The organism is Streptomyces incanus, from assembly GCF_042656345.1.
Taxonomy (GTDB): Bacteria; Actinomycetota; Actinomycetes; order Streptomycetales; family Streptomycetaceae; genus Streptomyces; species Streptomyces incanus.
In genome coordinates this window covers 25,873-52,816 of the sequence record NZ_JBHSPC010000117.1, presented here as the reverse complement: position 1 = coordinate 52,816, position 26,944 = coordinate 25,873, and the positions used below count along the sequence as shown (strand labels likewise).

Sequence of the window (26,944 nt, the reverse complement as noted above, 5' to 3'; positions counted from 1 at the left end):
TGCGGCCAACCCGCCCCGACCCCAGAACCCCACCACAGGACCTAACAAAGCCCTACTAGACGTTCTCCGAGGAACGCCGGGCGCGCGGGCCCCGGCTCACGTACGCGGCGATGCCCACGACGGTGAGCACCGCCGCGACCACGGCCGCGGGCCGGCTCCCCGGTGCCTGGGTCTGCCAGGTCAGTGCCTCGCCCACGGCGCCCGTGCCGGGGGAGGCCGCCGCGCCGAGCGTCCACCCCAGCGGCAGGAACCATGAGCGGGCGGTGCCGAGCACCACCGCTCCCCCTGCGGTCAGACCCAGCAGACCGGCCGTGTCACGTACGGCACACACAAAGGGACCGAGGCGGGTCTCCGTGAGCAACGTGGCCGCCAGAAACACCAGGACACCTGACAAGGCCGCGGCGAGGTGCGCCACACGTAGCCACACCCACGGCCGTGCCGCCGTGCGGTCCAGGGCGTCGTCGGGACCGCCGAGCGTCGTGGTGAGGACGGCCACGAGGGCGAGTACCGTCAGAGCGAGGACAGCGCCGGTGACCTGACCCTTCTCGCCGCTGACCGCCGCCAGCAGCCAGGCGCTGGCCGCGCCCGCGAGCGCCGCGCCGAGCGCTGCCGGTCCCCGGCGCGAGCGGACGTAGAGCGTCAGTCCCGTCATCGTGCGCTCCGGCTGAGGAGGCCGGAGGTGTCCCGGCATTGCTGGGCGGCCCGGTGGACGGCCACCACCCGTGCCTCGGCCTCCGCGCGTGGCAGCTGCTTCAGGTCCTTCCAGAGGTCGACCGCTTTCCGGTCGGTGAGGGAAGCGCCGCCGAGCCCCACCGTCGGCTCCCGGTTGAGCAGCCAGTAGGCAGCAGCGGTCGCTCCGTCGAAGTTGGACATGTTCTCGCAGGCGGGCGGGGTGACGAACGCCCCGATGAGCATGGCGAGTTCGAACCGTTCCGGGTGTGCGAGATGCCCACGGCTGTCGACCGTGACCTGCATCAGCGCAGTGTCCGGCCGGGGCTCGGGCGCGGTGGGCGGCGAGTAGGTCGTCGTGTCCTCGTGTGCCTGGACCACCGAGGTGGGAGACAGCAGCGCCAGCGCGTGCCGGGCCTTGGGGGTCACCTCGGGCAGCAGTCCTTCGTGTGCCCGGCTGACGCACACCCGTGGGGTCTCCTCGGTGCACACCAGTCGCTGGGCGGCCGGGTCGAGTGTTCCCCGCGCGTAGGCGTCGCCGGTCGGCACGAGCAGCGTGGTGGCGGTCGCTCCGACCGCCAGAGGCACCAGCGCGGTGAGCGCGAGCCTGCGGTTCCGCGCGGCCAGCAGCACGACCCCAGCCGCCGCGAGCGCCGCGATCCAGAGCGCCTGGGCGGCGCTGACCCGGCCGCCGACCGTGTCGTAGTCGCTGAACATGCTCGTGCCCAGCGGGGAGAACGCGGTCGCGATGCCGCCGTCCGGGAGGGCGTGCGGCGCGAAGACCAGGAGCGCGAAGCCGGTCACGGCCAGCGCGGGCGCGGTGGCGAGCGCCGGTACCAGGCGTCCGACGGCGAGGCCCACCCAGACCGAGGCGATCATCGCGACCAGTCCGACGGCTACGACGGCGAACGCGGCCGGTGGCAGATAGCGTGCCGTCCCGGCGATCCGTGGCGCCGCCGCGAGAAGCGTGACGAGGTAGGCGACGAGAACCGCCGACGCGGTCGTGGCCAGGATCGGCACGATGCGCAGGGGTCGCGGGCGCGGGGCGCTGGCGAAGAGTTCGGCGACGTTGGCCCGGTGCTCGCGGTAGGACTGCCAGGCCCCGGCGGCCAGGGCGAGCGGTGAGAGCAGCGCGAGGTATTCGCGCTGCGTCGTGGCGAGCGCCAGCCATCCGGCGGACCAGCGCCCGCCGGTGGCGTACAGCACGATCGTGCCGGCCACGGCGGTGAGGAGGGCGGCGCCGAGCGCGACCGAGCGCCGTAGTTCGATGCCGAGGACGCGGTTCATACGGTGCTCCGATGCTGTCGCAGGAGTGCGGAGTAGCCGCGCTCCGCCGGACTGTCGCCCGCGTCGTGCTCCCCGCCGCGGGCGATCAGGTCGTCGGGGGTGCCCTGGAAGAGGAGCCGGCCTTCGTTTATGAGGAGGACGTCGGTGCAGGCGGCGACGACGTCCTCGACGAGGTGGGTGGAGACGAGGACGCAGCTGTCGGCGCCGAGTTCGCGCAGCAAGTCACGGAATTCGAGGCGTTGTTCGGGGTCGAGGCCGACGGTGGGCTCGTCGAGCAGGAGCAGTTCAGGGTCGTTGACGACGGCCTGCGCGATCCCGGCCCGCCGCAGCATGCCGCCGGACAGCGTCTTCATCTTGGCGTCGGCCTTGTTCGTGAGGCCCACCCGGTCGATGGCGCGTTGCACGGCGTCGGGCGTGGCGGCCTTGGGCATCTCCTTGAGCCAGGCCATGTACGTGATGAACTCGCGGACGGTGAAGCGCGGGTAGAAACCGAACTGCTGCGGCAGGTAGCCGAGTCGGCGGCGCACCGCGCGCAGATTCGCGCGTCCGTCGACGTGTGCGCCGAGCAGGGTCAGCGCACCGGCCGCGGGTTCGACGACGGTGGCCAGGGCGCGCATGAGGGTGGTCTTGCCCGCCCCGTTCGGGCCGAGCACACCGTGCACGCCGGGGCGCAGCGACAGGTCGAGGCCGTCGATGGCCAGGTGGCGGCCCGCCCGGACGCGCAGGCCTTCCGCGTGGACGCGCCAGGGGTGCAGGGTGGGAGCCGTTTCGGCGGCACGCACCGTTCGCATGGTTGTCTCCTTCGGTGGTTGGGGGGTCAGACGCCGTTGGTCAGGCGGCGGAAGCGCGGGGCGGCGCCGACGGTGAGCGCGGCGAGGGCCACGGCGGCAGCGCCCCAGACGACGGTGGTGCCCGGTCGCAGGACCGGGGAGAGGGACTGCGCCGCCACGCTCGGCAGCAGCACGGCCGCCGACCAGATCGCGCCGAGTCCGATCGCCGCACGCCGTATGCCGACGAAGGCGCCGAGCGCGAGCGCGGCCGCGGTGAACGCCAGGCACGGCAGCAGGGTCAGGGCCAGGGAGGTTCCGGTGCTCACCCCTGCTGCGAGGAGCGCCGGGAGGATGACGACGAGAACCGCGAGCGTGCGCCGCAGCACCATGGTCAGACCGGCCGCGCTCGTGCTGGCGATCAGTTCTCCCGCGGGGTCGAACCGACGGCTCCAGGCCGCCGCGACGCCGGGCAGCGGCGCCACCGGGGCCAACAGCAGCACGAGCGAGGGCAGACGCGGCTCGGCGGAGTCGAGGAGTACACCGCAGCCGAGGACCGCGACGGTCACTGCGAGCCAGGGCAGCAGCGTCCATGTCAGCCACCGTCGGTGCACGGAGACGGCGCGCACGGGGTGCGGGGCCGGTCGCGGGCTCGTTCCGATGGCCTCGTCGAGGGAGGCGGCGACGCGGTCGAGCAGTGCGTGGGTGTCAGGTGTGGTACGTCCGGCGAGGTGTGCGCGGCAGGCGGCACACGTGTCGAGGTGGGCCTCGATGCTCCACAGGGCGGCGTCGTCGAGCCCCTGCCCGCCTTGTGCGTACCGCGTCAGGAGGGTGGTGGTCGGATGCGTCATGAGAGCGCCTCCCGCAGCGCGATCCGGGCCCGCCTGGCGCGGGTCTTCACCGTGCCCTCGGGCGTATTGAGCAGCACGGACGTCTGCCGTACGGACAGGCCGTCGAGCACCATCGCCTGCATGACCTGCCGCAGCTCCACCGGGAGCCGCAGCAGGGCCTGTTCGAGGTCCTGGTCGACGCGGTGCGCGAGGACCTCGTCCTCGGCGGCGGGCGCGGTCGTCGGGGTCAGGGCGACCGTCGGGATCCGTTCGTGGCGGGCGCGCCGGCGCAGCGCGTCGACGAGCCGGTTCGCGGCGATCGTCCACAGCCAGCCGACCGCGCTGCCGCCGGTCACGCTGCCCGCGTAGCTGCCCGCCCCGCGCCATACGGCCAGGTAGGTCTCCTGGAGCACATCGGCGACGACGTCGTCGTCGGCGCAGCGGCGGCGCAGCCGCACCGCCATCCAGGGCGACGTGCGCCGGTACAACTCGTCGAACGCCGACCGGTCACCACCGGCGACACGACGCACAAGTTCTGCCTCGTCGAGGTCTGCCATGCCTTTCACGATCAGCTAGACGAAGCGACGGCCGATTCAGGTTCTCGGGCCCGCGCCGGGCCCGTCCAGCTCCGCCGCGACACGTCGCGCGGCCCGCCGGAGCCAGATGTGTGTGGAGTCGTGGGTGTGGAGGGGGTGCCACCACAGGGCCTCCTGCAGGGGCACGGCCTCGTAAGGCGGGGACATGAGGCGTACGGCGGAGCGGTTGTGCAGCAGCTCGGCGAGGCGCTTCCGGATCAGCGCGATCCGGTCCGTGCCGACCACCATGAAGGGCAGCATGGCGAAGCTGTCGACCGAGACCTCGACGCCAGGTTCGATGCCGAGCATGCTCAGCTGCCGTACGGCGGGGGCGTCGTAGGTGCGCTGGTACGTGACCCAGGGCAGCTCGGCGAGTTACGCCCGGGTCAGCCGGTCGCCGACCTCGGTGTTGGTCCTGGCGACGAGGAAGACCCACTCGTCCTGGAAGAGGTCCGTGCGGGGCATGTCGTTGATGACGCCGTGTGGCATGAGCAGGCCGTCGGCGGTGCTGAGCAGGGGCCCGAGGTCCTCCACGACGGTGGTGGGTGTGTGGGCGAAACGGAGCCGGACGTGCGGCGCCTCGGTGTGCACGAGGCGGCCGAGCGCGGCGCCGAAGACGGCGCCGAAGACGGCGACGGCGACGGCGCAGTCCGACGCGTACAGGGTGAAGGTGCGGCTCTCGGTGGCCGGGTCGAAGTCGGCCTGGCTGCTGAAGAGCCGCTCCAGGAGGTCGCAGGCGGTGGTGGTGCGTTCGAGCAGGGCCTGGCCGAGCGCGATCAGTTCGTAGTGGCCGCCGGTACGGGCCAGGAGGTCGTCGTCGGAATGGCGGCGCAGACGGGACAGGGCGGCGCTCATCGCGGGCTGGGAGAGGCCGACGCGCCGCCCGGCGCGGGTGACGTTGCGCTCCTCCAGCAGGGCACGCAGGGCCACGACAAGGTTGAGATCGAGGATGGAGAGGTTCACGGGAAGTTCACGGGCCTTCGTTCGGGCGCGGCACGAAAGGGTCGTCGGACACACGCACACGTAGGACGCACGGCCCACCGGACTCACCATGCCGACGCTGCGGCGGGACCGGATCCGCGATGAGGCGTTCGCGGTCGACGACCCGCTCCACCTGATGCGCCTGTTCGGCATCTCCTCCCAGACCGCTATGCGGTACGTCACCGCGGCCCACCCGGAACGCACCGCGAAGCTACCCCGATGAGGGCGAGCAGCAGCCACCAACCCGTACGCAGAGGATCTACGATCCAGGAGTCGCGTACGAGTTCCCGCGACCTGGCGTCCAAGAATTCTGGAACCCGCGCGCCTTCTGATGCGGCACTGGCTAGTACTCCTCGTCGTCGGCCGACGGCGGCGGCCAGGCGTCGCCCCAGTCGGTGTCCCGGGCCGCCCGGTACAGGTCACCGTGGCGCTTGGTGACGGTGGTACGGCGCAGGGCCGGGTCCGTCTCGCACAGGTCGAGGAGGACTTGGCCCTTGCGGATCTGCGGCTTGCGGACGACGCGGGCGGGGGCGGGGTGCACCGGGAGGCGGGTGGCGGCGACGTAGCTGAACTTCTCGTCCTCGTAGGCGAGGGACCCGCCCTTGACCTGGCGGTGCAGTGAGGAACGGCTGACCCGGGCCGAGAAGTGGCACCAGTCCGTGCCGGGGACGATGGGGCAGGCAGCGCTGTGCGGGCAGGGGGCGGCGATCCGGAAGCCGGCGCGGACCAGCCGGTCGCGTGCCTCGAGGACGCGGGCGTAGCCGTCGGGAGTGCCGGGTTCGACGATGACGACGGCCTGCGCGGCCCCGGCGGCGGCGTCGACGAGGGCGGCGCGGTCGCCGTCGGTCAGCTCGTTGAGGACGTAGGAGACGGTGACGAGGTCGGCGGGCTCGAGGGTGAGCGCGGTGCCGATCCGGGAGCGCTGCCAGCGGGTGTCCGCGAGGGCGGGGTGGGCGGCGGCGAGCTCCCGGCCGAGGGCGAGGGCGGGTTCGGCCCAGTCGAGGACGGTCACCGGCCGCTTCCCGTCCCAGGTGGCGCTCACCGCCCAGGCGGCGGCGCCGGTTCCGCCGCCGATGTCGAGGTGGTCGCCGGGTGTCCACCCGGGCACCGCGTCGGCGAACGCCGCCAGCGCGGACCGTACGGCCTCGAACGTGGCGGGCATCCGGTACGCCGCGTACGCGGCGACGTCCGCGCGGTCGCGCAGGATGGGCGCCGCGGTCGGGGTGGCGCCCCGGTAGGTGGCGATCAGCCGCTCGACGGCCTGCGCGGCCTGTCGCGGCGGAAGCCCGTCGAGCAGCCCGGCGAGCGCGCTGCGCAGGGTGTCGGCGGGAGAAGCGGGAGCGGGGGCGTTCACCTCGCGATTCTATGGCGCGGGGCGGCGGCCGGTTCACCGGCAGGGGCGCCGGGCCCGCCCCCTGCCCGTGGCCCCCTCACCTCCCCCGTACCGCCCGCGCCACCCGCGTCGCCGCCTGTGCGCGCGGGATGTTGTCCGGGGTGCGGGGGCGGCGGGGGTGGACGGTGTTGGCGAGAAGGACGAGGTAGGTGTCGGTGGCGCGGTCCAGGACCAGGGAGGTGCCGGTGAAGCCGGTGTGACCGGCCGCGCCCCGGCCCGTCAGCTCCCCCATGAACCACGGCTGGTCCAGGGCGAAGCCCAGGCCCGGCGGGGCGAGGAGCAGGTCCACGAAGTCGGGGCCGAGGATGCGGGCGGGACCGTACGAGCCGCCCGCCAGCAGCGTGCGGCAGAAGACCGCCAGGTCGGGGCCGGTGGAGAAGAGGCCGGCGTGGCCCGCGACGCCACCGAGCGCCCAGGCGTTCTCGTCGTGCACCTCGCCGCGCAGCATGCCGCGGTCCGCCTTGGTCCAGGGCCGCCGCTGGTCCTCGGTGGCCGCCGCGCCCGGGCACGGGCCGAAGTCGGTCGCGGTCATGCCGAGCGGCCGGGTGATGCCGTCGCGGACGAGCGTGTCGAGAGCGCGGCCGGTGAGGCGTTCCAGGAGGTGTTGGAGCAGCAGCATGTTCAGGTCGGAGTAGCAGTACGTGCCGGGCACCCCGACCGGCCGCTCCGCGCGGAGCCGGTCCAGACGCTCGGCGTCGTCGGCGCAGTCGTACAGCGGGAGTTCGGGGCGCAGCCCGGAGGTGTGGGTGAGCAGTTGCCGGACGGTGATGCCGTGCCGTACGGCCGCGGGGAAGTCCGGCAGATACGCGCCCACGCGGGCGTCGATGCCCAGGGTGCCGCGCTCGATCTGCTGCACGGCGGCCACCGAGGTGAACAGTTTGGTCAGGGACGCCAGGTCGAAGGGGGTGTCCAGGGTCATCGGCACGCGGTCGCCGGGCGGCAGTTCCACCGCGGTGCCGGTCCGCTCGTCGTACGCCGCGTACCGTACGGCCCAGCCCGCCGCCTCCTGCACGGCGAGCACCGGGCCGCGGCCGGCGAGGACCACGGCACCCGCGGCCCAGGGGTGTTCCCCGGTGGTGCGGGCGCGGATCTCCCGGACGAGGGCGGCGAGTTCGCGGGGGTCGAGCCCGGCCCGTTCCGGTGTGCCGTGGCGCAGTCTCGGCGCGCTCAGCTGTCCACCTCCGCCCTCTCGGTTCCGCCGGGTCCGTCGGGTCCGTCGGGTCCGTCGGGTCCGTCGGTTCCGCCGGTTCCGCCGAGTCCGCCGGGTCCGCCGAGTCCGTCGGCCGCGCGCCGACGGAGGGTGAATTCGCCGTCCTTGTCCGTGCGTCCGCCCCAGGGTCGGCACATTCCCACGAAACAGGCCAATGCCACCAGAGCGGCGGTCAGTTGGACGACGGCCATCGGAACGGCCGTGTCCTCGCCCGCGATCCCGACCAACGGGGAGGCGATGGCACCGATGAGGAAGGACGACGTGCCGAGCAGGGCGGACGCGGAGCCCGCGGAGTGCTTGGTGCGCATCAGGGCGAGCGCCTGGGTGTTGGGCATGGTGATGCCCATGGCGGACATCAGCACGAACAGCGCGACGGCCATCGGCACCAGCCCGACATCCCCGAACACGCCCAGCGCCATCAGCAGGATCGCGGTCGCGGCGGTCACGACGACGGCGAGGCCGAGACCGAGCACCCGGTCCAGCCGGACCCGCCCGACCAGCACCTTGCCGTTGATCTGACCCATGATCATCAGCCCCACCGAGTTGATCCCGAACAGCAGGCTGAACGTCTGCGGGGAGGCTCCGTGGATCTCCTGGATGACGAACGGGGAGGCGGCGACGTAGGCGAAGAGGCAGGCGAAGGCGAAGCCGCCGGTGAGGACGTAGCCGCTGAAGGCCCGGTCGGCGAGCAGCCGGCGCATCGAGCCCAGCGCCTCGCCGACGCCGCCGCCGTGCCGGGCAGCGGGCTCCAGCGTCTCCGGCAGCTTCACCCACACCACGGCCGCCATCAGGATGCCCAGCAGGGTGAGGACGACGAAGACGCCCCGCCAGTCCGTCACCCGCAGCAGTTGCCCGCCGATCAGCGGGGCGACGACCGGGGCGACGCCGGAGATCAGCATGAGGGTGGAGAAGAAGCGGGCCATGGCCACGCCGTCGTAGAGGTCGCGGACCACCGCTCGCGCGATGACGATGCCGGCCGCGCCCGCGAGGCCCTGGGCCAGCCGGAGGGCGATGAGGAGTTCCACGGTGGGCGCGATCGCGCACAGCGCGGTGGCCACGATGTAGACGGCGAGACCGACGAGCAGCGGACGGCGGCGCCCCCACCGGTCGCTCATGGGGCCCACCACCAGCTGTCCGAGCGCCATGCCGGCCAGGCAGCTGGTGAGGGTGAGTTGAACGGTGGACGCGGTGGAGCCCAGTGCCCGGGTGACCTCGGGGAGCGCGGGGAGGTACATGTCCGTCGCCAGCGGGGCGGTGGCGGTGAGGCTGCCCAGGACGAGCGTGACCAGGAGGGTCGCCCGTCCCGGGGCCCCGGGCTCCCCGCGCCGGCTCCCCTTGCCGGCGGCGGGTGCCGAAGCGGCCGTCGCCGGCGCCGTGCTCGACGCCGGTCCGGATGCCGTCGCCGTTACCCCTCCGGATGCCGGTCCGGACATGGACGCCTCGCCCTCGGACATGTGGCCCCTCCCTTTTCGAGTCGTGCGCTCCTTATGCTCTCAGCCCTTACGGGGTGCTCGTCAGGGACGGTGATCTCGGGTGAAGATGTTCGCGAAAACGTCATGGGAGCGCTTCCACGGAAAGGCGCGGGCGCTCGCACGAGGGCACGAACGACGAACCACGAACCACGAACGAGCAGGGTGGGGCGGATGACAGGGCAGAACGTGCGCTGGGGAATTCTGGCGACGGGCGGGATGGCCGCGACGTTCACGGCGGATCTGGTGGCTGCGGCGAACAGCGGCTCCGCCGAGGGGCCGGACGCGGAGATCGTGGCGGTGGCCTCGCGGTCGCCCGAGCCGGCGAAGGCGTTCGCCGAGCGGTTCGGGATACCGCGGGCGTACGGCGACTGGGAGTCGCTCGCGCGGGACGAGGAGGTCGACATCGTCTACGTCGCCACTCCGCACTCGGCGCACCGGGCCGCGGCCGGGCTGTGTCTGGAGGCCGGGCGGAACGTGCTGTGCGAGAAGCCGTTCACGCTCAACGCGCGCGAGGCGGCGGAACTGGTCGGCCTGGCGCGCGACGGGGGGCGCTTCCTGATGGAGGCCATGTGGATGTACTGCCACCCCATGGTGCGGCGGCTGAAGGCGCTGATCGACGACGGCGCGATCGGTGAAGTACGCACGGTGCAGGCCGACTTCGGGCTGGCGGGGGACTTCCCGGCGTCGCATCGGCTGCGGGACCCGGCGCTGGGCGGCGGCGCGCTGCTCGACCTCGGCGTCTACCCGGTGTCGTTCACACACCTGCTGCTCGGGGAGCCGTCGGACGTCGTGGCGAAGGCCACGCTCTCCGAGGAGAAGGTCGACCTCCAGACGGGCGCGCTGCTCTCCTGGGAGAACGGGGCCATCGCGTCGGTGCACTGCTCCATCGTCGGCGGTACGTCGACGTCCGCGTCGGTCACCGGCTCCGCGGGCCGGATCGACATCCCGTACGGCTTCTTCTTCCCGGACCGGTTCATGCTGCACCGGGACGGCAAGGACGCCGAGGAGTTCACCGCCGACCCGGCGGACGGGGCCCGCGACACCCTCAAGCACGAGGCGGCCGAGGCGATGCGCGCCCTGCGGGCGGGTGAGACCGAGTCCCCGCTCGTCCCGCTGGACGGCACGCTCGCGGTGATGCGGACGCTCGACGCGATCCGGGAGCGCATCGGCGTCCGCTACCCGGGGGAAACCCGCTGAGCGATCCGGGCACCAGGGAGCCGACGCGCCGCCTCAGGTGACCGTCGACTCCACACGCTTCACAAGCTTCACGAGCGGAATGCAACAGTCCGAAGTATTACGGCCGGTGGCGGACATATGCTCAACTCCCATGCACCAAAGCTTCACATATGGAGCGGGCAGCTTCCGCGGACTCCACAGGCCACATCCAGGGGGAGGAGGCGGCAGTCGTTCCACCGCACCGGCAGGGGGCGGACCCGCGTGGGACCGCGGGGTACGCGCCGGCGGGTGGGACGACTGCCGTGTCAAGGCCGTGGTGTCGTGCCGGGCCGGCGCATCACGCCTGTCCGGCGCATCACGCCTGTCCGGTCTCGAAGTGGCTGATCCTCCCGTCGCCGTCGACGGTGAAGCTCCAGCGGGTGCGCATCTCGCCCCAGACGTCGTTGCGGTGGCGGACGACGAGGCTGCGGCCGCCGTCGGACTCGTCGTCGACGTCCATGTGACCGCGGGAGGAGAAGATCTCCCGGTCGGTCCAGTCCACGGGATCCCGTTCGGAACCGTCGTCCGCCATGGTCGCGTCGGGGGCGAGGAGGGCCATGAAGCCCTCGCGCTCTCGGTTGTTGACGGCGGTGACGAAGGCACGGACGGCGGGGTCGCCGAGGCGGGTGGTCTGCATCGTCATGCCCGCCGATGTCACCCCGGTCATCGGGCGGCGCCGGCCGCACCACCCGAACGGCGGATGGCCGCGGGCCGGTCCGGTCCCCGGGGTGCGACGGTGGTCATGCCAAGCGAGTGCGAGTGCGACTGCTCCGGGACCGGGAGACGACGTGACCTGTTACGACCGACGTGATCTGGGCCTGCTGCTGCTCCGGCTGGGGACGGGCGGGGCGCTGGCGGCGCACGGCGCACAGAAGCTGTTCGGCTGGTTCGGCGGTGGCGGGATCGAGGGCACCGGCCAGTTCATGGAGACCGTCGGCTACACACCGGGCAAGGCCAGCGCCACGGCGGCGGGCCTCGCGGAGGCGGGCGGCGGTGCGCTGCTCGCGCTCGGCCTCGCCACCCCGGCGGCGGGTGCGGCGGCGGCCGGGGCGATGGCGGGCGCGGCCGCCGTGCACGCGCCCAACGGCTTCTTCAACCAGGAGGGCGGCTACGAGCATGCCGCGACCCTGGGTCTGACGGCGGCCGGCCTCGCCGTCGCCGGGCCCGGCCGCCTCTCGCTGGACCACGTCTTCGGCCACTCGGCGGACCGGGACTGGATGGTGTTCGCGGCCTTCGCCGCGACCGCGGCGGCAACGGCGTTGGTCGTGGGGGCGCGCAGTCGGCGCCTGCGCAAGGCGCGGGAGGGCGAGCAGGAGGCGCTGTTCGACTGACGGCCGACGTGCCTGCGGCGGTCGGACACCACCCGGGGCCGAGGGCCGGGCGTTGTCGGCGCCCTGTGCCAGGGTCTGCCGTATGAGCGATCCGAGCCCGAGCCCGATGCCGATCCAGAGCTCGCCCGTACCCCCCTCCTCCTCTCCCTCCCCTTCCGCCTCTTCCTCGCCGTCCGGCGGTCTCTGGGATTCCGTCGACGCCCTGCACGCCTGGCTGGACGCCCACGACGCGGTCGACGGCCGGGAAGCCCTGCTGCTGCGCGTCCTGAAGCTGTCCGAGGAGGTCGGCGAGGTCGCCCAGGCGGTGATCGGCGCGACCGGCCAGAACCCGCGCAAGGGCACCACGCACTCCTGGGACGACGTCGGTTCGGAGTTGTGCGATGTCGCTCTCACGGCGCTCGTCGCCCTGCGCTCCCTCACTCCCGACGCCGGTGAGGTCTTCACGCGGCACGTGGCGAAGGTCGCCGCACGCTCTTTCGGTACGGACGCCGAAGCCGGTACCGACGTTGGTGGAAGCTGAAAGAGCGTGGAGGCGCAGGGACCCCCGGTCGTGGCAAGGGCCGTCCTCAGCGTGTCCCCGAGCCGCGGTCCTCGAGTTCGTCCGCGCACTCCTCAGGAACCGACATGGTTCTGTCCGTCGCGTTCGGGCGCCCAGGGGTCGCGGACGGGTCGAGTGCCTCCCGCCGCTCGCGCTCGGCCTCGGCGCGGAACCGTTCGACGTGGTCGGCGATCTCCTGGCAGTCGACGGCGTACGTGCCGGTCGGCGTCGTCTCCTCCGCGGGGAACTCCGAGGCGTCAGTGGACGGCTCGGCGTCGAGGGCGGAGGTGGCGGCGAGACCGGCCAGGCACAGCACGGCCCACCCCACGGCGATCCGACGGCGGACGTTCACACGATGCCGTTCCCTCTGATCCGCGCGAAGCCCAAAGCCATGCGGTCGGCATACGTACCTTGGATGATCAAGGTGCCGGCTCCTCCACCCTCCACCGGAATCAGCGGCCGGACCCCCGGCCGGCCTCGTCGTCGCCCCGCCCGGACGGCACCCCGCGCCGCCAACGCCCTTATACGCAAAGGAACTTAGCGCCTGTTCCTGAGGGGCACGCCAGGAGAGCGGGGTCACTGCGTCGACGGTGAGAGCACTCGCACCTGTGGACCGTCGCGGTCAGCCGTCGGCTCGGCGGGGAGTGGCGGTCAGTGTGAGGCTGCCGGGGGCGCGGCGACGGCTTCGCGGAAGCGGGTGGCGAGTTCCTGTCCGGCGCGTTCCTGGGCGACGACGGACGCCACGGACGCTCCATCACCACCTTCCACCTCCGGGACGGCCCCCTCCCCGGCCCGGACCTGACGTGACTCGCGAACCGCCTCGCTGAAAAGGACCTCACCTCACGGATCTCCTGGCGCGGCAGCTGGACCCAGGTCCACGAAGCCAGCGCCGCCCTCCTGAGCCGCGGCCTCCACGGCAAGGCCGTCCTGGACCTCACGCCATGGGCGGCGACCCACGAAACGCCCTGTCAGGAGGTGCGGCCATGGTCCCCGGACGTGACGGAGCCCGGGAGTCGTATCCAGCTCCCGGGCCCCTGGGGATGCCACCTCATTGCGCACGCCGGCGCGTTGAAGAGGAAGGATCAGTCATCAGGCCGTCGTGTTCTTCCTTTGAACTACCGCACCAGGCAGAGGTGCAGGCGAGAGTTGAACTCGCATCCGGCGGCAATCGTCCTTCCCCGGTCGTTCCGGCGATCGGCAGCGATGCTGAGACTGGAGCGAGAGTCTGAGATTGACCGCGGCCTCCGCTCGGAGGACCGCTTCTTCAGGCTGAACGTCAGTTTCAGCTTGCGCTCGTCGCGCGAACCGGTCCTCAAGTCCGGCCCGCACTGTCGCGCACCCCCGCGCTCGCACGCGGGGGCGATCATGGAGGCTACCGGGGCCCGGCGTCAGCCGAACAGGTAGCCGAACACGGCGTCACCGGCCCGCTGGTCGGTGATCTCGGTGGCGTTGGCCTCCTCGCGGGCGAACTTGACCGCCTGCTGGAGCTTCTCGACCCGCTCCACCAGTTCGTTCACCCGCCGTGCCGGAAGCGCGCCGGAGAACTTCACGGTCGTCCAGTACCCGATGGGCACGTCCTCGTAGTACACCTCGACCTGCGCCGGGTGCTTCTCGGTCGCCTCGGCCTTGACGTGGTTGCGGGGGACCTTCTTCGTACGGATCGTGCGGACCGGGTCCGTCTTCCACCAGTCCGTGGAGGGGTCGCGGGACCAGGACTCGGCGGCGTCGAGCGTGGGAAGCTTCTTGACGAAGGCGTGCAGATCGGTGAGCTGCTTCTCCAGGAAGAGGAGGTAGCCGACCGGGACTTCGGCGAGGATGGTCCGGCCCTCGACGGTGACGTCCGCGCGGGCCGTGCAGTTCGCCCAGTCCTTGGTCGCCGTCACGTCGAACAGCCGCGTCAGCGAGGCCGCCATCTCGCGCAGCACGTCCTCGCCCTGCACCTGCACCCGCGTGGACTCGGGCGGCAGTTGCTCGCCCTCCTCGTCCTTGGGCTGGTACGTACGCGAGATACCGGCGAGCAGCGCCGGCTTCTGCACCTTCTGGTGCGCCCCGTTGACGTCCTGAGCTGCCTTGCTCTTGACGCCCTTTTCGACAGCGATGATCTGGTTCAGCTTGGTCATGTGAGCCCCCTGAGAACACTCAGGAACCTAACCGGTCACCCCCGCTCCCGTCGCCGCATTTTCCGGCGGCTCGGACGGCGGTTCCCCGGGATCCGGGGAAACGAGGGCGGGCCCAGGACACGGCTCCGGCGGTTACTGATCGCTGGGGGGCTGCTGAGGGATGGTCAAGTGAGGTGCGGGAATGACGAGTCGGGCCACACTCTTGGTGGCGTAGCGTGACCAGTCGTGACGCACCGACGCGAACCGTCTGTACGCGTGGTGCCTCCACGGGTACGAAGCGCGCTGCGTGACGGCGCCCCCGCGCGGGGCGTTGTCGCAGAGGAGGCGGTGATCCATGACGGAACGCACGGGTGCGGACGGCACGACGGGAACGAGGGCGGTCCCCGGCGGCGGTGGCGAGGCGGTGACCACGACGGCGGTCGTGAGTCTCGGCGACGGATGGGAGAACGGCGGCGGAGACGGTGGCGGTGCACGGCGGCCGGAGGACGGCGCGGCAAAGGGTGTGGTCACAGCCTTCGGGCAGAGCCTGAAGACACTCCGGCTGCGGGAGGACCTGGACCGCCAGGAGTTCGGCAACCGCCTCGGCTACTCGGCCTCCACCGTCGCCTCCTTCGAACAGGGCCGCAGAATCCCCTCCCCGTCGACCATCGACCGCGCGGACGAGATCCTGAACGCGGGCGGGCTGCTGCGTCTGTGGAAGGAAGAGGTGGAGCGGGCTCAGTACCCGGTGTTCTTCCAAGGGATGGCGGCCCTGGAGAAGGAGGCCATCGAGCTCGTCGCCTACGACACGATGGTGGTCAAGGGTCTGCTCCAGAGCGAGGACTACACGCGAGCTCTGCTCAACGTGAGGCGTCCTCCCCTGGACGAGGAGACCATCGAACAGCGGGTAGCGGCGCGGCTGGCCCGGCAGGACATCTTCGACCGCCGCCCCACGCCCTTACTCAGTTTCGTGCTCGACGAGTCGATCTTGCGGCGTCCTTATGGCGGCAGGTCCGTGCTGCGCGGACAACTGGAACACCTGCTACTGATCGGCCAGAGGCGCAACGTCGAGATCCAGATCATGCCGGTCGATCGCGAGGATAACCCGGGCGTCAACGGGCCCTTCACCGTCGTCACTCGTAGGGACGGCAGGAAGTTCGTGTATGCCGAGGCAGAAGGAATCGGCTCTCTGCAGACCGACCCGGAGCGAGGGGTTATGGCCGCTGCTCGTTATGGGATCATCCGATCACAGGCTCTCAGTCCGCGAGAGTCAACGGAGTTCATCGAAGGGGTGCTGGGATCGCTATGAACAACGCTGAGTCCTCGACCGTCTCCTCCGGCCTCGCCTGGTTCAAGAGCAGCTACAGCGGAACCGAGGGCGGTGACTGCGTGGAGGTCGCGGCTGCCACGGCCGCGGTGCACGTCCGGGACTCCAAGACCACCGCCGGACCCGTCCTCACGGTGTCGCGTGGCGCGTGGACGGGGTTCGTCGGATCGTCGGCCTTGTCGGAGCGGAGCGTCTGACACACGCACAGCCGTGAGAGCCCCGCTGGCCCCTTCGGGACGGCGGGGCTCTCACGTGCGCGGGATGCCCGATCGGCTTCAGGCGTCACCCGGAGGGCCGGTGTCACCGGACCCCCCGCCGACCGCGCGCAGACATCAGGCGAACTCCTCGCAGGCGAACCGCATTTCCATCTTGCGGTGGACACGATGCAGTAGACGCGGATGCGGCGGTGGCTGTCGCCCCGCTCAGACATCATGAACAGGTGTCCATGTAGGGTGGACATCTGTCCATGATGTCTGGGGATTGGGTACCCGATGGAGACGACTGCGAACGTGCTGGTGGGCCTGGTGGCCGCCCTGCACGCGTATTTCCTGGTCCTGGAGATGTTCCTGTGGGAGAGGAGGCCGGGCCGCAAGCTCTCCGGCTTCGATGCGGCCATGGCCCGCGCCACTGCCCCGCTCGCCGCGAACCAGGGCCTCTACAACGGGTTCCTGGCCGCCGGGCTGATCTGGGCTCTGATCGCGGAGAATCCGACCGGATTCCGGGTCCAGGTCTTCTTCCTCATCTGCGTGCTCATCGCCGGGCTGTACGGCGGACTCACCACCAACCGGCGGATCCTCATAGCCCAGGCAGCGCCCGGGGCCCTGGCGCTCGCCGCCGTTCTGCTTGCCCGGTGACTGCCGTGCAAGCGGATCCCCGTACGGCACGGACGCGGGCCAAGCTGGGCCGGGCACTGCTGGAGGAGTGCACCCACCGCCCGTTGGCGGAGGTCAGCGTTGCCGCCCTGGTGCGCCGGGCGGGAGTCGGCCGCGCCACGTTCTACCTCCACTACGCCGACCTGGAGGCGCTCGCCGTCGACGTCTGCGCCGATATCGTCCGCGAAGCCGTGGACGCCCTGCACGCGTGGCGCGGCACACCCGACCCCGAGACCCCTCCGCCCGCCCTGCTTGCCTTCTTCAACCGTCTCGCCCCGCACGCCGGGCTCTACCGAGAACTGCTACGCCCTGGCGGCGGCGGCCCCCTCGGCCGCGTACTCCACCAGGATCTGCGCGCCCGTAGCCACACCGAGCGCGCCCTGGCCGGTGCGCCGGAGCCGGACTTGGTCGCCTCGGCCGTGGCCGCGACCTTCGCCGGAGTTCTCGCCGACTGGCTGCACGGCTTCATCGAGGCCACACCCACCGAGATCGCGCAGCGGGTCTGGCGTCTGCTCGTCACCCTGCACCGCACTCCCCTGCCCTGACCAGTCGCCTGCCCCGACCACCTTCCCTTCGCGGTGTTCACCCGCCATCGGCGAGTCGCCCCGGACGCCGCCCGTCCGACAACCCTGCCACCGTCGGACACCCGTGGTTGAAGACGGCCCACGCTCACAGGACCGAATACCGGCTGCGGATACGTGCCCAGACGGTGCCGCACGCCGCCCGAGGACGTTCCAGCACGCACATCGCCCGCGCGATGGGGCTGCATGTCGACACCGTGCGCCGTCGGCGGGGCCGGTACGGACCGGTGTCGTCGATGCGGCCGGGAAGGTCGACAGAGGGCCCGAGGCGGTGTCCGCCGCCGACCCTGCCGCGTTCACCGGGACCTTCAAAGCCTCCCGGACCGCGGGAGTGGGAAGGGGTGGCCGGCGGGTCCGGCGTCCGACCGGTGCTCGGAGGCGGGCAGCAGGATGGTCGGTGCCGTGGGCGTCCGCTCCGGGCCGCCGTCCAGGAGCGTGAGCGGGCGGCCGGCGTGGCTGTCCGCCCACCCTCCGGCCCACTCGATCTCCTCCGCGGTCACGATGCCGTAGAAGCCCGGGTCGCCCTCCGCCCAGGGCGCGTCCGGCGCCTCGCCCTCGTCGACCGCCTTCTGCGCCAGCTCCCGTACGACGGGGTCGGCGCGGCCGACGAGCGCTTCCGGGGGCAGTACCGGCGTCAGGCCGGCGGCGGCGACCCGCTCCCGGAGCTGCGCCGCCGCCTGTTCCGGAGTCAGATCCGCATCGCTGAGCAGGGCGGACAGGCTCTCCCGCACACCGTCGAGATCCGGACGCCGGAGCGGTTCGGCGACGATCACCCGGCCCAGCAGCGGCAGAAAGGCCGGATCGACGCCTTCCCACATCGGGGGCACCATCAACGGCATGTAGGGGTAAGGTGCCCGGCCCGTCAGCGCGAAGAAGAGGGTGGCGCCGAGGGCGTACACGTCGGCGGGCGCCTCGACGTGCTTGGTGTCCCGCAGCTGCTCGACGGGCATGTAGGGGCGCGTGCCCAGGCGGTCGCCGGTCCGGGTGAGCGCCTGGCTGGACTGGCGCTCGGCCACGGCCGCCAGGCCGAAGTCCAGCACCACCGGCCCGTCCGGGCCGAGCACGACGTTGCTCGGTTTGAGGTCGCGGTGCAGCAGCCTCGTACCGTGAATGGCGGCCAACGCGTCCACGAGGGCCAGGCCGAGCGCCGCACACGGCCCGACGGGAAGGGGGCCGGACTCCTTCACCATGGTCTGCAGCGACGGTCCGGCGATGTAGTCCATGGCGAACCACGGCTCTCCGGCTTCCGGATCCGCCGCGCGCAGCGCCGGCACCCGGTCACTGACCACCGCGCGGACGGCGTCGATCTCCCGCGCGAACCGCTCGCGGGCCTGCGACTGGTCCAGCAGGTTCGGCTGGATCATCTTGACCACGACGAGCCGCGACGGGTCGGCCGCCTCGTCACGGCCACGATCACGGTCGGGTTCGACCAGCCGGTAGGCCGCGACCATCTCGCCGGAGAGACCGTCCAGCGGGATTTCGCGCGCCAGATAGGCGACGCCCATGCCGCCCGCGCCGAGCCGGGCGAGCAGTTCGAACGGCCCCACCACACGCGGGTCCGTATTGGTGTCCAACGGCTTCATCGGCGCTCTCGTATCCCCACACTCTCGTCACGGTCCTCCCCGGCCACACCGGCACCCCACACTCTACGGACTGTGACCGAATGAACACGGACGGCTCGACCGGTCGACCGAAGGCTCGAAGCGGCCGTATTCCAGAAGCCGTTGAGGGGCGCACGAGCTCAACAGCTCGTGCGCCCCTCGCGTTCGGACCGCGGGGCCCGCGGGGCTCGATCCCGATTCCCGCTCCCAGCCTCGACGAACTCGACGAACAGACTGTCGCCGCAACCCCGCGTCGCCCAGGGACCGGTCGGCGGCCCGCGGTGCGCACCTGAAGGGTTTTCGGGGCGTGGCCACGCCCCGCCGTCGACGGCGGCCGCGGCCGTCTCCGTCGCCGGCGGGGCTCCCTGGCCAGCGTCCTCCAGGAATTCTCCGTCTCCTCGGCGGCCGGAAGGGGCTGCCGCCAAGGGGTGGAGGCGTCGTTGTCCGGTATGCAACGCCGCAGCCGTTCCGCCATGGCCTCTGCGTCGTCCCGCACCGAGACGGCCAGGAGGCTGAAGGGAGCCGTGGGCCGCAGTTCGACGCACACCACGGGCCTGCCGGGCCGTACTGCCACGAAGTCCTGTCCACCGGGGTGACCCCGCGTGCCGGCGCACAGCACGCCGGGAATCCAGACGCCGTGCAGAGCCACTCCGCGCAGGGCACGCCACCAGGCGGGTTCCACCGTCACCCGGCACACAGCCGCCAGCGGCACGCGCACACTTCCGCGGCGCGCGGCAGCCTTCTCCCGCCACGACAGGCGCACCACGAGGTCGTCGCCCTGCACGAGGATCCGTGCCATGTTCACTCCCTTCCTTCCCCTCTCGCTCCAGGCCGGGGAGCGACCCGGGCTCCGCGAGGGTCGGGATGACGGCCACCCGCCGCGGCGGCCGTCCGACGGCGGCCGTCGGACAGCCGGTGGTGAACCCGGTGGGTCTCATCCGGAATCCCCGTCACCACCTGACGGACATCGGCCCGAGCCACCCCGGGTTCCACTCCGGTCACTGCGCGTGCGGCTGTGTCCCTCAGCCGGCCGGCACGGGCACAGGCACAGGCACACTTCGGCCTTGCGACGCCGGGGACTCGGTGGTCGCCGGCGCTGGGGGGTGAATGACCACGGCGAACAACGTCATCATGCCGCCGGAACGGCTCGGCACGGTGCTACCGCTGGGGGATGCCGAGTTCGCGGCCGCGGTAGAAGCCCTCCCGTTCCTCGGCGACGTACGGGGCCATGGCCGCACGCCGTTGCGCCTCCGTCTCGGAGGACCGCCACGCGTCGCAGGTCTCCTGGGAGTCCCAGAACGACACCCCGGTGATCTCCTGTCCGTCCCCGGACCAGTAGGCGAAGGCGCGGCGAAGCCCCTGCGGGGCGGGTTCCGGCCGCCATGCCTTCTCGAAGTCCTCCAGGGCGCCCGGCCGAATGCGCCGCGTCGTCACCCAGACGAAGTGCTCTTCCATCGCAGCCTCCTCCGCACCACCGGTCGGCTCACCGAACCCTCTTCGACCACCGTAGGTCCGCGGCACGACCTCCGCCTGCCTGGGACGCCGGCGCCGCCGATCCCGGCTCGCAGGCCCGGTCGCACGGACCATTTCCTGTTACGGGGGCGACGACCGACCATGGAAGATGAGAAGAGTGGTGCAGTCGGGGGCGGGAGTCGTCGGCGGTGAGGGCGATGAAGGGTTCGATCCGGCTCGGGAGTGTCCGGGGTCTGGCGCTGCGGGCGCACTGGAGCGTGCCGTTGCTCATGCTGCTCCTCGCGTACGGCCTGGCGGCCCGGACACTGCCCGGGTACGCGCCCGGCCTGGCTCCGGTGGTGTACGCGGTCGCCGGAGTGGCCGGAGCCGTGCTGCTGCTGGCGAGTCTGGTGGTGCACGAGGCCGCGCATGCGCTGACGGCCCGCAGAGCGGGGATATCCGTACAGGACATGACACTGTGGGCGCTGGGCGGGGTCACTCGGATGGACCAGCCGACGACACCACGGACGGCCTTCCTGGTCGCCGTCAGCGGGCCGCTTGCCAGCCTGCTGCTCGGCGCCGTCGGCATCGGCGCGGCTGCCGCGGTCGCGGCGACGCTGGGCTGGCGGATCCCGGTCGCCGTACTGGGCTGGCTCGGTGGCACGAACCTGTTGCTGGGCGTCTTCAACCTGCTGCCCGCCGCGCCCCTGGACGGAGGCCGGCTGACGCAGGCCCTGCTGTGGTGGCGCACGGGGGATCGCGAGCGGGCTCAGCGGGCGGCAGGACGCGGTGGCCAGGTCGTCGGCATGGCGCTTGCCGTCCTGGGCTGGCTGGCGTTCGCGCGGGGACTGCCGGCGGGGTTGTGGCTGATCGTCGTCGGCCTGTTCGTGGCGGGCGCCGCGGCGACCGAACGCCGGTGGGCCGAGCTGGTCACAGCCCTGCGGGGTGTACGGGTCGGGCAGGCGATGACCACTCCGGTGGTCACCGGCCCCGACTGGCTGACCGTGGACCGCTTCCTTTCCGAGGTGACCGCGCAGGCGGGGCACTCGGTGCTGCCGCTGCTCGACTTCGGGGGTCACCCCAGCGGCGTCGTACAGCTGCGCCGACTGGCCGGCCTGCCGTCCGAGAAGCGGGCGTCGCTGCGGGTACGCGACGTCGCGACCCCGCTGTCCCGATGCACGCTCGCCGCACCGGACGAGATGCTGAACTCCGTCCTGGAGCGACTCGGCACCACCGGGGTCCTCCTGCCGGTCCTCGTGATGGACGGCGGCCGGCTGAGCGGAATCATCACCGCGCACGACATCGACCGGTTCCGCCGACACTCGCGGCTTTCGTCGGCGCCCCCGCCGTCCCCCGGGCCACCGTGAGAACGTTCGGCGTCCCCGCTGCGACAGGCGAGGGCTCCCTCCGGCGCGCCCTGGAACCGGTCCACTCCCGAAATTCCCTCGCCCGCATCTTCCCGACGGCCCCCGGTCCGGTTCCGTGGACGGAGCGATCGGGTGCCCTCGCGAGCCCCGTGTGCGGCAGACGTCCTGGGCCGTCGGAAGCGGGACATGATGGAAGTACAGACGTGTTCCGTGAGGAGGAGTACGGCATGGCCCGGTCAGGCTCTGGCGGCACCGAGGGCGCGGGGGGCGGCAAGTCACGGTTCGACGACATCTACGACCGGCCGGATCCGCGCGCGTACTTCAGGCGGCTGGCCCCGCTGCAGTACGAGATCCCGCACCACGCCCAGCCGGTCTTCCGGCGGGTCGCCGCCGAACGGGCCGCGCTCGACGACGGCCGGCCGCGCAGGCCGGCGGTGCTGGACGTGTGCTGCTCGTACGGGATCAACGCCGCGCTGCTCAACCACGACGTGACGCTGGCGGAGATGTACGAGCGGTACACCTCCCCTGCTTGCCTGACGATGTCGACGGCGGAACTGGCAGCACGGGACAAGGAGTTCTACGCCGAGCGGCGCCGACCGGACGCGGTGCCGGTCTTCGGCCTGGACGTCTCGGCACCCGCCGTGCACTACGCGCTCGAGGTGGGGCTCCTGGACACCGCCTTCACCGACGACCTCGAGCAGGGCTCGCCCGGCCCCGGGCTGAACCGCGCGCTCGCCGAGGTCGGCCTCATCACGCTGACCGGCGGCGGCAGCTACGTCACCGCCCGAACGTTCACGGCGCTGCTGGACGGCGCCCGGAGACCGGTGTGGGCCAGCGCGTTCGTGCTGCGGACGGTGTCGTACCAACCGATCGTCCGGGCCTTGGCCGCACACGGTCTGAGCACCACCGTCGATGTCTCCCGCAGCTATCCGCAGCGCCTCTTCACCGACGAGCGGGAACGGCAGTACGCGATCGCGGCGGTACGGGCGCTGGGCGGCGACCCCGCAGGGCGCGAGGAAGCCGGTCGTTTCCACACCCTGCACTACGAGTCCCGACCCGACACACCCTGACCGCCGAGCGGGAAGCACTACGCGAGCCGTCGGCGCATCCGGGCACCTGCGAAGCGAGGGGGCCGGGCCGTTCGTCCCCCGAGTGCGGACCAATGCCGTGAGTTCGTCCGTGGTGGTCGAGGTCCGCAAGCATCAGCGGTGTCACGACGAGATGAGCGGCGCCGCCACCCTTACGTTCGCCCACGCCAAGGAGGCGGTCGTCGAGATGCGCAGAATCACGGGTGGCGGCAGACGAGTCGGGCTGTACGCCGGGTTCTGTCGCCCGGTCGCCTCGCGGCGGCCGGGGAGACGGCCATCCATCTAGGACCGGCGTTGCCGCCGGCCTCGTGCGGTCTACCCGCGGACTCGGGCGGGCAGCCCTCGAACGTCCGCGCAGAAACACCGGGGTGTTTCCTTTTGACCTTGCTCCGGGTGGGGTTTACCTAGCCGCCTGAGTCGCCTCAGGCGCTGGTGGTCTCTTACACCACCGTTTCACCCTTACCCGGCGCCGAAGCGCCGGGCGGTCTGTTTTCTGTGGCACTGTCCCGCGGGTCACCCCGGGTGGCCGTTAGCCATCACCCTGCCCTGTGGAGCCCGGACGTTCCTCGGGAAGCCCCGCAAGGGACTCCACGCGGCCGCCCGCCCGGCTCGTCTGCCGTGTCGACCATGGTACCGGGCGTGGGCGGGGCTTCGGCGCCGCCGCGGTCGCCAGGACCGAGCCGGTGAGGATCAGGGCGAACGCGGCCAGGACCGTCGCGGTCAGGGACTCGCCGAGGAGGAGCACCCCGGCCGTCACCGCGACCGCCGGGTTGACGTACGTGATGACGGTCGCCCGGGTCGGACCCGCCTCCCTGATCAGCTCCAGGAAGGCGACGAACGCGATCGCCGTGCAGACGGCTCCCAGGCCCGCGAGGGCGGTCAGGGCCCCGGCCGAGGGCAGCTCGGCCGGCCGTGTGAGCACCGCGGCCGGGGCGTAGACCAGCGCCGCCAGGGTCAGGCAGACCGCGGTGAGCTGGAGGGACGGGACCTGCTTCAGGTGGCGGGCGGCGATCAGCGGGGCGATGGCGTAGCCCAGGACCGTCACCAGCACCTCGGCGAGCGAACGGGCGTTGCCGCCGGTCAGGTGCGGGACGGTGAGGACGCCCACGCCGGCCAGGCCGAGCCCCAGGCCGGCGAGGCGGCGGGCGCCGAGGCGTTCGGTGTCGCCGAAGAACCGGGCGAGCGTCACGCCGACGATGGGGACGCCCGCGATCAGCAGGCCGGCGGTGGAGCTGGAGAGGTGGCGTTCCGCGGAGGTCAGGGTGTACCAGGGGCCGATGATCTCGATGAGCGCGAAGGCGAGCAGGGGGCGCCAGTGGGCGCGGACGGTCCCGGTGAGGCCTCCTTGCCGTAGGGCGAAGGGCAGCAGGAGCAGTGCGCCGAGGGCGCAGCGGGTGAAGACGACCCCGGACGGGGACACCTCTTCCACCGCCACTTTGATCATCAGATAGGGGATGCCCCAGACCACTCCCATCAGGGAGAACAGGAACCAGCCGCGTGCAGTCATGCGGCGAGTCTCAGCCAGGTCAGCGCCCGGTGTCTTGAACGCTGTTGCGGTACGCCGCCGGGGTCACCCCGAGGACGCGGCGGAACCAGCGGGTCAGGTGGGCCTGGTCGGCGAAGCCCACGAGCCCGGCCACCTCGGCGGGGCGCAGCCCGGCCTCCAGCAGGCCGCGGGCCCTGGCGACCCGGTGCTGGGCGAGCCAGGCGTACGGCGGTATCCCCATCGTCGTACGGAACGCGCGCAGCAGTTGGTACCGGGACAGGCCGAGGTCGGTGGCGAGGGCCGCGAGGGAGGGCGGGGCGAGCAGTTCGTCGGCGAGACGGTCGCGGACGGCCAGGGCGATGTGCCCGGCACCGGGGACCGCGCAGGCGTGCACGCGGGCGGTGGAGTGGCGGTGCGCGAGGGCGGTGAGCAGCCAGGGCAGCCTTGACTCCGCTTCCAGGGGGTCGGGGCAGGCACTGACGTCGGTGTGCGCGCGGCGCAGGGCGCCGGCCAGTTCGGGGTCCTCGAGGACCGGCTCGCGGAAGTGCGGGAGGCCGGTGCCGTAAGTGCCGTCGGTGAGCAGGGCGGGAGCGGCGTACAGGGCCCGGTAGGCGTAGCCCTCGGGGGCGGCGGGGCCTCCGGTGTGCATCTCGCCGGGTTCGAGGACGACGATGGAGCCGGGGCCGGAGACGATGCGCCCACCGCGGTACGCGATGGCCTCCAGGCCGCCGACGGTGACCCCGACCGTGAACTCGTCGTGGGCGTGCGGGGCGTACTCGTGCCGGTCGAAGCACGCGGTGAGCAGGTCGACCGGCGGCCCGCAGCGCCCGAGCCGCGCCCTGGTCCAACTGGCCTGTTCCCGTGCGTTCACCCCGTACCCCCGACTCGAGGTGATCAGGGGATCAGAGGAAGTCGGTGGTGTCCAGGACGAATCCCCGCCGACGGACCGGATCCCGCTTTCACGACTCGGTCACGGCAGGGGCGGCGGGATGCTGCTGGGCGGGAATGAGAGCCGTCGACACGGGCGCCCGCTCGGCCACCCGGAACAGCTCCGCCGCCGACCGCCCGCGTCGTCGGTCCGACACCACGACCCCACCCGTCCACTTGCCCGTTGCCGTCCGGTACCGATGCTGCAGTTCACCCACACGAGGGCAGTGTCGATCCCTTATGGCCGCGTAGGCGGGATGGCAGTGGGTGTTCCACGTCAGGTCCTCCGCGTAGGTGGCGCAGGCCGCTGGGAAGAGTACGGCGGAGACCAGCAGGTCGGCGATCTGCAGGCCGATGTGGGAGTCGCTGTGGCCGAACACCGGCGACTCGGCGAGGTGCGGCATCAGGTCGCCGCCCGCCCGGAGCTTCCGGGTCGTGACGCAGTGGACGTTGTCGACGTTCTTGCTCTTCGTACGGCTGTCGAGGATCACCACACCTCGGTCCTCGCGCCCGGCGAGGAAGTGTTCGAAGTGGGCGCAGAGGGAGGCGACCGACGCGCCGTACATCGCGTCCTCCGCGTTGGCGACGCCGTCCTGCTTGACGCAGATCTTGGCCAGCACCCGGCAGTCGTGACGTTCCAGCATGGTCAGCAGCTTGTCGATCAGACCGTGCGCCATGCGGACCTGGTTGCGGTTGCCATTGCGGAGGTGGGCTCGGACGTTCGAGCCTTTGATCTCGGTACGGATGACCTCGCTCAGCTTGACGGCAGTCCGCAGCGTGGGGCGGAACTGCTTCTTCAGGTTGATGAAGTCCCAGGTGAGAGCGCGCAGTTCGGACTCTTCGACGACGATGCCACCGATGACCATGACCGGCGGTGCTTCCGGCGTGGAGGGGTCGACCGTCTGGCCGTCGCCGGACTCGTCGACATAGCACAGGTACAAGCTTTCCCCCCGCCGGAAACAACTATGGCCGCCCCGGAATCCTGAAGGGCGGCCATAGGGGTTGCTGCGCTGGGCGCAGCCTTGTTTTGATGCTGACCCCAGCCTACGACGCCTCCCCGCACACGCGCAACTACGGAGTGTTGTCGCTGTGCCGCCTGGTGGCCGCCCTCCAAGCATGGGTGGAGCGCTTGGCGGTGCACCCGGCCCACCTTGGTGCACGTGCACTTCAGCACGGAGATCGAGGGTGTTGTCGCGGGTCGGCGAACCGGGCGGCGGACGAGCAGGGCCGTACGCCGGGCTCGGGTTCTCTGGGTCCTCGCGGATACAGGGATCAGAGGAAATCGGCGGTGTCCAGGTCGAAGGTGAACGGGTCGGGGAGGGGCAGCGGCTTGCCCAGGGGGCGGGTGCACTGCTCGTGGTAGTCGTCCCGTCCCGGGGTGCTGAACAGGGTGATCGAGGCGGCCTCGCGGTCGACCAGGAGGTAGAGGGGGATGCCGCCTCGGGCGTAGCAGCGGCGCTTCGTCTCGCGGTCCAGTCGGGGCCTGAGGAACGTCACCTCCACAACCATGGCGACGCCCTCGCAGGGCATCCAGGGGGCGGCGCCGCGGTAGAGCCTCAGGGCCGTGGGAGCGAAGGTACTGTCCGGGATCACGTGGTCCTCCGGGCCCGCGCCGCCCCTCTTCAGCTTCAGGCCCTTGTTCCCGGAGAGCTGCATATCGGTCCGCGAGGCTTTCATCACCTGCTTCACGATCAGCCAGAGGTACTCCTCGTGCTCCCCGTCCGGCGGTGGGGTGAGGACGAGTTCCCCCTCGACGAGTTCCGCGCGGAAGCCCTCCGGAGGGTCGAACGCGACGAACCAGTCCAGCAGGATTTCCTCCGAGATCGGGTCGTATGCCGTCATGCCGCCGCTCTCCTTCGCGTTGCTGCGCCCCCCG

General features: G+C 71.8%; 26 protein-coding genes, 1 other RNA gene and 2 pseudogenes. 10 read left to right on the top strand and 19 right to left on the bottom strand.

Translation table 11 applies throughout. The annotated features are described in order from the left end of the window. Positions 1–55 precede the first annotated feature (55 nt). The 6 genes and pseudogenes from ACFP2V_RS31940 to ACFP2V_RS31915 form a co-directional block, all read right to left on the bottom strand. Positions 56–652, bottom strand: a complete 597-nt coding sequence (locus tag ACFP2V_RS31940) for a hypothetical protein (protein ID WP_381218760.1) — start codon at positions 650–652, stop codon at positions 56–58. Continuing rightward, entirely contained in the window at positions 649–1,956 is a 1,308-nt protein-coding gene (locus ACFP2V_RS31935) for a hypothetical protein (protein ID WP_381218759.1), read from the bottom strand. The genes ACFP2V_RS31940 and ACFP2V_RS31935 overlap by 4 nt, the downstream gene beginning before the upstream one ends. Next, positions 1,953–2,747 carry an ABC transporter ATP-binding protein gene (locus tag ACFP2V_RS31930; protein ID WP_381218758.1) on the bottom strand — a complete coding sequence of 265 codons (795 nt, stop codon included), beginning with the start codon at positions 2,745–2,747 and terminating at the stop codon, positions 1,953–1,955. The genes ACFP2V_RS31935 and ACFP2V_RS31930 overlap by 4 nt, the downstream gene beginning before the upstream one ends. Positions 2,748–2,773: 26 nt before the next feature. Further along, positions 2,774–3,574: a cupin domain-containing protein gene (locus ACFP2V_RS31925; RefSeq protein WP_381218757.1), complete on the bottom strand. Its 801-nt coding sequence runs from the start codon at positions 3,572–3,574 to the stop codon at positions 2,774–2,776. Next, a complete protein-coding gene (locus ACFP2V_RS31920; protein ID WP_381218756.1) occupies positions 3,571–4,110 on the bottom strand; it encodes an RNA polymerase sigma factor in 540 nt (179 codons plus the stop codon). Before ACFP2V_RS31920 ends, ACFP2V_RS31925 begins: the two co-directional genes overlap by 4 nt. Positions 4,111–4,146: 36 nt before the next feature. After that, a pseudogene (locus ACFP2V_RS31915) lies at positions 4,147–5,091 on the bottom strand (LysR family transcriptional regulator). 88 nt (positions 5,092–5,179) lie between these two features. Here ACFP2V_RS31915 and ACFP2V_RS31910 point away from each other — a divergent pair. Continuing rightward, positions 5,180–5,332 carry a hypothetical protein gene (locus ACFP2V_RS31910; protein WP_381218755.1) on the top strand — a complete coding sequence of 51 codons (153 nt, stop codon included), beginning with the start codon at positions 5,180–5,182 and terminating at the stop codon, positions 5,330–5,332. A 120-nt stretch (positions 5,333–5,452) separates the two neighbouring features. Here ACFP2V_RS31910 and ACFP2V_RS31905 read toward each other — a convergent pair whose 3' ends face one another. The 3 genes from ACFP2V_RS31905 to ACFP2V_RS31895 form a co-directional block, all read right to left on the bottom strand. Continuing rightward, a complete protein-coding gene (locus ACFP2V_RS31905) occupies positions 5,453–6,463 on the bottom strand; it encodes a small ribosomal subunit Rsm22 family protein (protein ID WP_381218754.1) in 1,011 nt (336 codons plus the stop codon). 76 nt (positions 6,464–6,539) lie between these two features. Continuing rightward, positions 6,540–7,658 carry a serine hydrolase domain-containing protein gene (locus ACFP2V_RS31900; RefSeq protein WP_381218764.1) on the bottom strand — a complete coding sequence of 373 codons (1,119 nt, stop codon included), beginning with the start codon at positions 7,656–7,658 and terminating at the stop codon, positions 6,540–6,542. Positions 7,659–7,669: 11 nt separating this feature from the next. After that, entirely contained in the window at positions 7,670–9,166 is a 1,497-nt protein-coding gene (locus ACFP2V_RS31895) for a multidrug effflux MFS transporter (RefSeq protein WP_381218753.1), read from the bottom strand. Positions 9,167–9,355: 189 nt separating this feature from the next. Here ACFP2V_RS31895 and ACFP2V_RS31890 point away from each other — a divergent pair, with 189 nt between their 5' ends. Beyond that, positions 9,356–10,381 carry a Gfo/Idh/MocA family protein gene (locus tag ACFP2V_RS31890; protein ID WP_381218752.1) on the top strand — a complete coding sequence of 342 codons (1,026 nt, stop codon included), beginning with the start codon at positions 9,356–9,358 and terminating at the stop codon, positions 10,379–10,381. Between the two features lie 334 nt (positions 10,382–10,715). Here ACFP2V_RS31890 and ACFP2V_RS31885 read toward each other — a convergent pair whose 3' ends face one another. Beyond that, on the bottom strand, positions 10,716–11,042 hold the full coding sequence (locus ACFP2V_RS31885) for a nuclear transport factor 2 family protein (RefSeq protein ID WP_381218751.1): 327 nt from the start codon (positions 11,040–11,042) through the stop codon (positions 10,716–10,718). A gap of 145 nt (positions 11,043–11,187) precedes the next feature. Here ACFP2V_RS31885 and ACFP2V_RS31880 point away from each other — a divergent pair, with 145 nt between their 5' ends. Together ACFP2V_RS31880 and ACFP2V_RS31875 are read left to right on the top strand one after the other, a co-directional pair. Then, a complete protein-coding gene (locus tag ACFP2V_RS31880; protein ID WP_381218750.1) occupies positions 11,188–11,730 on the top strand; it encodes a DoxX family protein in 543 nt (180 codons plus the stop codon). Between the two features lie 82 nt (positions 11,731–11,812). Further along, on the top strand, positions 11,813–12,250 hold the full coding sequence (locus tag ACFP2V_RS31875; RefSeq protein ID WP_381218749.1) for a MazG-like family protein: 438 nt from the start codon (positions 11,813–11,815) through the stop codon (positions 12,248–12,250). Between the two features lie 46 nt (positions 12,251–12,296). Here ACFP2V_RS31875 and ACFP2V_RS31870 read toward each other — a convergent pair whose 3' ends face one another. Beyond that, positions 12,297–12,620: a hypothetical protein gene (locus tag ACFP2V_RS31870; RefSeq protein WP_381218748.1), complete on the bottom strand. Its 324-nt coding sequence runs from the start codon at positions 12,618–12,620 to the stop codon at positions 12,297–12,299. A gap of 1,036 nt (positions 12,621–13,656) precedes the next feature. Then, a complete protein-coding gene (locus tag ACFP2V_RS31865) occupies positions 13,657–14,388 on the bottom strand; it encodes a DUF7873 family protein (protein WP_381218747.1) in 732 nt (243 codons plus the stop codon). Positions 14,389–14,722: 334 nt separating this feature from the next. Between ACFP2V_RS31865 and ACFP2V_RS31860 the strand changes: the two genes are divergently transcribed. From ACFP2V_RS31860 to ACFP2V_RS31845, 4 genes are all read left to right on the top strand, one after another. Next, positions 14,723–15,676, top strand: coding sequence for a helix-turn-helix domain-containing protein (locus ACFP2V_RS31860; RefSeq protein WP_381218746.1), 954 nt, complete (start codon positions 14,723–14,725; stop codon positions 15,674–15,676). After that, positions 15,673–15,891, top strand: a complete 219-nt coding sequence (locus ACFP2V_RS31855; RefSeq protein WP_381218745.1) for a DUF397 domain-containing protein — start codon at positions 15,673–15,675, stop codon at positions 15,889–15,891. Before ACFP2V_RS31860 ends, ACFP2V_RS31855 begins: the two co-directional genes overlap by 4 nt. 294 nt (positions 15,892–16,185) lie before the next feature. Continuing rightward, the gene (locus ACFP2V_RS31850) at positions 16,186–16,548 is read left to right on the top strand and encodes a DUF1304 domain-containing protein (RefSeq protein WP_381218744.1); all 363 of its coding nucleotides are present in this window, start codon (positions 16,186–16,188) and stop codon (positions 16,546–16,548) included. Between the two features lie 5 nt (positions 16,549–16,553). After that, positions 16,554–17,111 carry a TetR/AcrR family transcriptional regulator gene (locus ACFP2V_RS31845; RefSeq protein ID WP_381218763.1) on the top strand — a complete coding sequence of 186 codons (558 nt, stop codon included), beginning with the start codon at positions 16,554–16,556 and terminating at the stop codon, positions 17,109–17,111. Between the two features lie 344 nt (positions 17,112–17,455). Here ACFP2V_RS31845 and ACFP2V_RS31840 read toward each other — a convergent pair whose 3' ends face one another. Together ACFP2V_RS31840 and ACFP2V_RS31835 are read right to left on the bottom strand one after the other, a co-directional pair. Beyond that, positions 17,456–18,598, bottom strand: coding sequence for a serine/threonine-protein kinase (locus tag ACFP2V_RS31840; RefSeq protein ID WP_417801244.1), 1,143 nt, complete (start codon positions 18,596–18,598; stop codon positions 17,456–17,458). A 1,308-nt stretch (positions 18,599–19,906) separates the two neighbouring features. Next, positions 19,907–20,203 (bottom strand): putative antibiotic biosynthesis monooxygenase, encoded by a 297-nt coding sequence (locus tag ACFP2V_RS31835; protein WP_381218742.1) that lies wholly within the window; start codon positions 20,201–20,203, stop codon positions 19,907–19,909. Between the two features lie 215 nt (positions 20,204–20,418). On the opposite strand from ACFP2V_RS31835, the gene ACFP2V_RS31830 reads away from it, so the two are divergent. Then, positions 20,419–21,567: a M50 family metallopeptidase gene (locus ACFP2V_RS31830; RefSeq protein WP_381218741.1), complete on the top strand. Its 1,149-nt coding sequence runs from the start codon at positions 20,419–20,421 to the stop codon at positions 21,565–21,567. Between the two features lie 227 nt (positions 21,568–21,794). Further along, positions 21,795–22,637, top strand: a complete 843-nt coding sequence (locus ACFP2V_RS31825) for a hypothetical protein (protein WP_381218740.1) — start codon at positions 21,795–21,797, stop codon at positions 22,635–22,637. Between the two features lie 228 nt (positions 22,638–22,865). Here ACFP2V_RS31825 and rnpB read toward each other — a convergent pair. From rnpB to ACFP2V_RS31800, 5 genes and pseudogenes are all read right to left on the bottom strand, one after another. Continuing rightward, positions 22,866–23,267, bottom strand: an RNA gene (gene rnpB / locus ACFP2V_RS31820) — RNase P RNA component class A. A 115-nt stretch (positions 23,268–23,382) separates the two neighbouring features. Continuing rightward, positions 23,383–24,162: pseudogene (locus ACFP2V_RS31815) on the bottom strand (DMT family transporter); the annotation flags it as partial. Between the two features lie 19 nt (positions 24,163–24,181). Continuing rightward, positions 24,182–25,012, bottom strand: a complete 831-nt coding sequence (locus tag ACFP2V_RS31810) for an AraC family transcriptional regulator (protein ID WP_381218739.1) — start codon at positions 25,010–25,012, stop codon at positions 24,182–24,184. 88 nt (positions 25,013–25,100) lie between these two features. Beyond that, the gene (locus ACFP2V_RS31805) at positions 25,101–26,009 is read right to left on the bottom strand and encodes a DUF3800 domain-containing protein (RefSeq protein ID WP_381218738.1); all 909 of its coding nucleotides are present in this window, start codon (positions 26,007–26,009) and stop codon (positions 25,101–25,103) included. A gap of 331 nt (positions 26,010–26,340) precedes the next feature. Then, positions 26,341–26,910, bottom strand: a complete 570-nt coding sequence (locus tag ACFP2V_RS31800) for a Uma2 family endonuclease (RefSeq protein ID WP_381218737.1) — start codon at positions 26,908–26,910, stop codon at positions 26,341–26,343. Positions 26,911–26,944: the final 34 nt, after the last annotated feature.

Coding starts and splice junctions, on each gene's coding strand:
- ACFP2V_RS31920 (WP_381218756.1), bottom strand. CDS start 4,110: ATGGCAGACCTCGACGAGGCAGAACTTGTGCGTCGTGTCGCCGGTGGT.
- ACFP2V_RS31895 (WP_381218753.1), bottom strand. CDS start 9,166: ATGTCCGAGGGCGAGGCGTCCATGTCCGGACCGGCATCCGGAGGGGTA.
- ACFP2V_RS31930 (WP_381218758.1), bottom strand. CDS start 2,747: ATGCGAACGGTGCGTGCCGCCGAAACGGCTCCCACCCTGCACCCCTGG.
- ACFP2V_RS31840 (WP_417801244.1), bottom strand. CDS start 18,598: ATGGTCGCGGCCTACCGGCTGGTCGAACCCGACCGTGATCGTGGCCGT.
- ACFP2V_RS31935 (WP_381218759.1), bottom strand. CDS start 1,956: ATGAACCGCGTCCTCGGCATCGAACTACGGCGCTCGGTCGCGCTCGGC.
- ACFP2V_RS31850 (WP_381218744.1), top strand. CDS start 16,186: ATGGAGACGACTGCGAACGTGCTGGTGGGCCTGGTGGCCGCCCTGCAC.
- ACFP2V_RS31885 (WP_381218751.1), bottom strand. CDS start 11,042: ATGACGATGCAGACCACCCGCCTCGGCGACCCCGCCGTCCGTGCCTTC.
- ACFP2V_RS31860 (WP_381218746.1), top strand. CDS start 14,723: ATGACGGAACGCACGGGTGCGGACGGCACGACGGGAACGAGGGCGGTC.
- ACFP2V_RS31830 (WP_381218741.1), top strand. CDS start 20,419: ATGAAGGGTTCGATCCGGCTCGGGAGTGTCCGGGGTCTGGCGCTGCGG.
- ACFP2V_RS31835 (WP_381218742.1), bottom strand. CDS start 20,203: ATGGAAGAGCACTTCGTCTGGGTGACGACGCGGCGCATTCGGCCGGGC.
- ACFP2V_RS31910 (WP_381218755.1), top strand. CDS start 5,180: ATGCCGACGCTGCGGCGGGACCGGATCCGCGATGAGGCGTTCGCGGTC.
- ACFP2V_RS31940 (WP_381218760.1), bottom strand. CDS start 652: ATGACGGGACTGACGCTCTACGTCCGCTCGCGCCGGGGACCGGCAGCG.
- ACFP2V_RS31865 (WP_381218747.1), bottom strand. CDS start 14,388: ATGACCAAGCTGAACCAGATCATCGCTGTCGAAAAGGGCGTCAAGAGC.
- ACFP2V_RS31890 (WP_381218752.1), top strand. CDS start 9,356: ATGACAGGGCAGAACGTGCGCTGGGGAATTCTGGCGACGGGCGGGATG.
- ACFP2V_RS31855 (WP_381218745.1), top strand. CDS start 15,673: ATGAACAACGCTGAGTCCTCGACCGTCTCCTCCGGCCTCGCCTGGTTC.
- ACFP2V_RS31825 (WP_381218740.1), top strand. CDS start 21,795: ATGGCCCGGTCAGGCTCTGGCGGCACCGAGGGCGCGGGGGGCGGCAAG.
- ACFP2V_RS31800 (WP_381218737.1), bottom strand. CDS start 26,910: ATGACGGCATACGACCCGATCTCGGAGGAAATCCTGCTGGACTGGTTC.
- ACFP2V_RS31875 (WP_381218749.1), top strand. CDS start 11,813: ATGAGCGATCCGAGCCCGAGCCCGATGCCGATCCAGAGCTCGCCCGTA.
- ACFP2V_RS31925 (WP_381218757.1), bottom strand. CDS start 3,574: ATGACGCATCCGACCACCACCCTCCTGACGCGGTACGCACAAGGCGGG.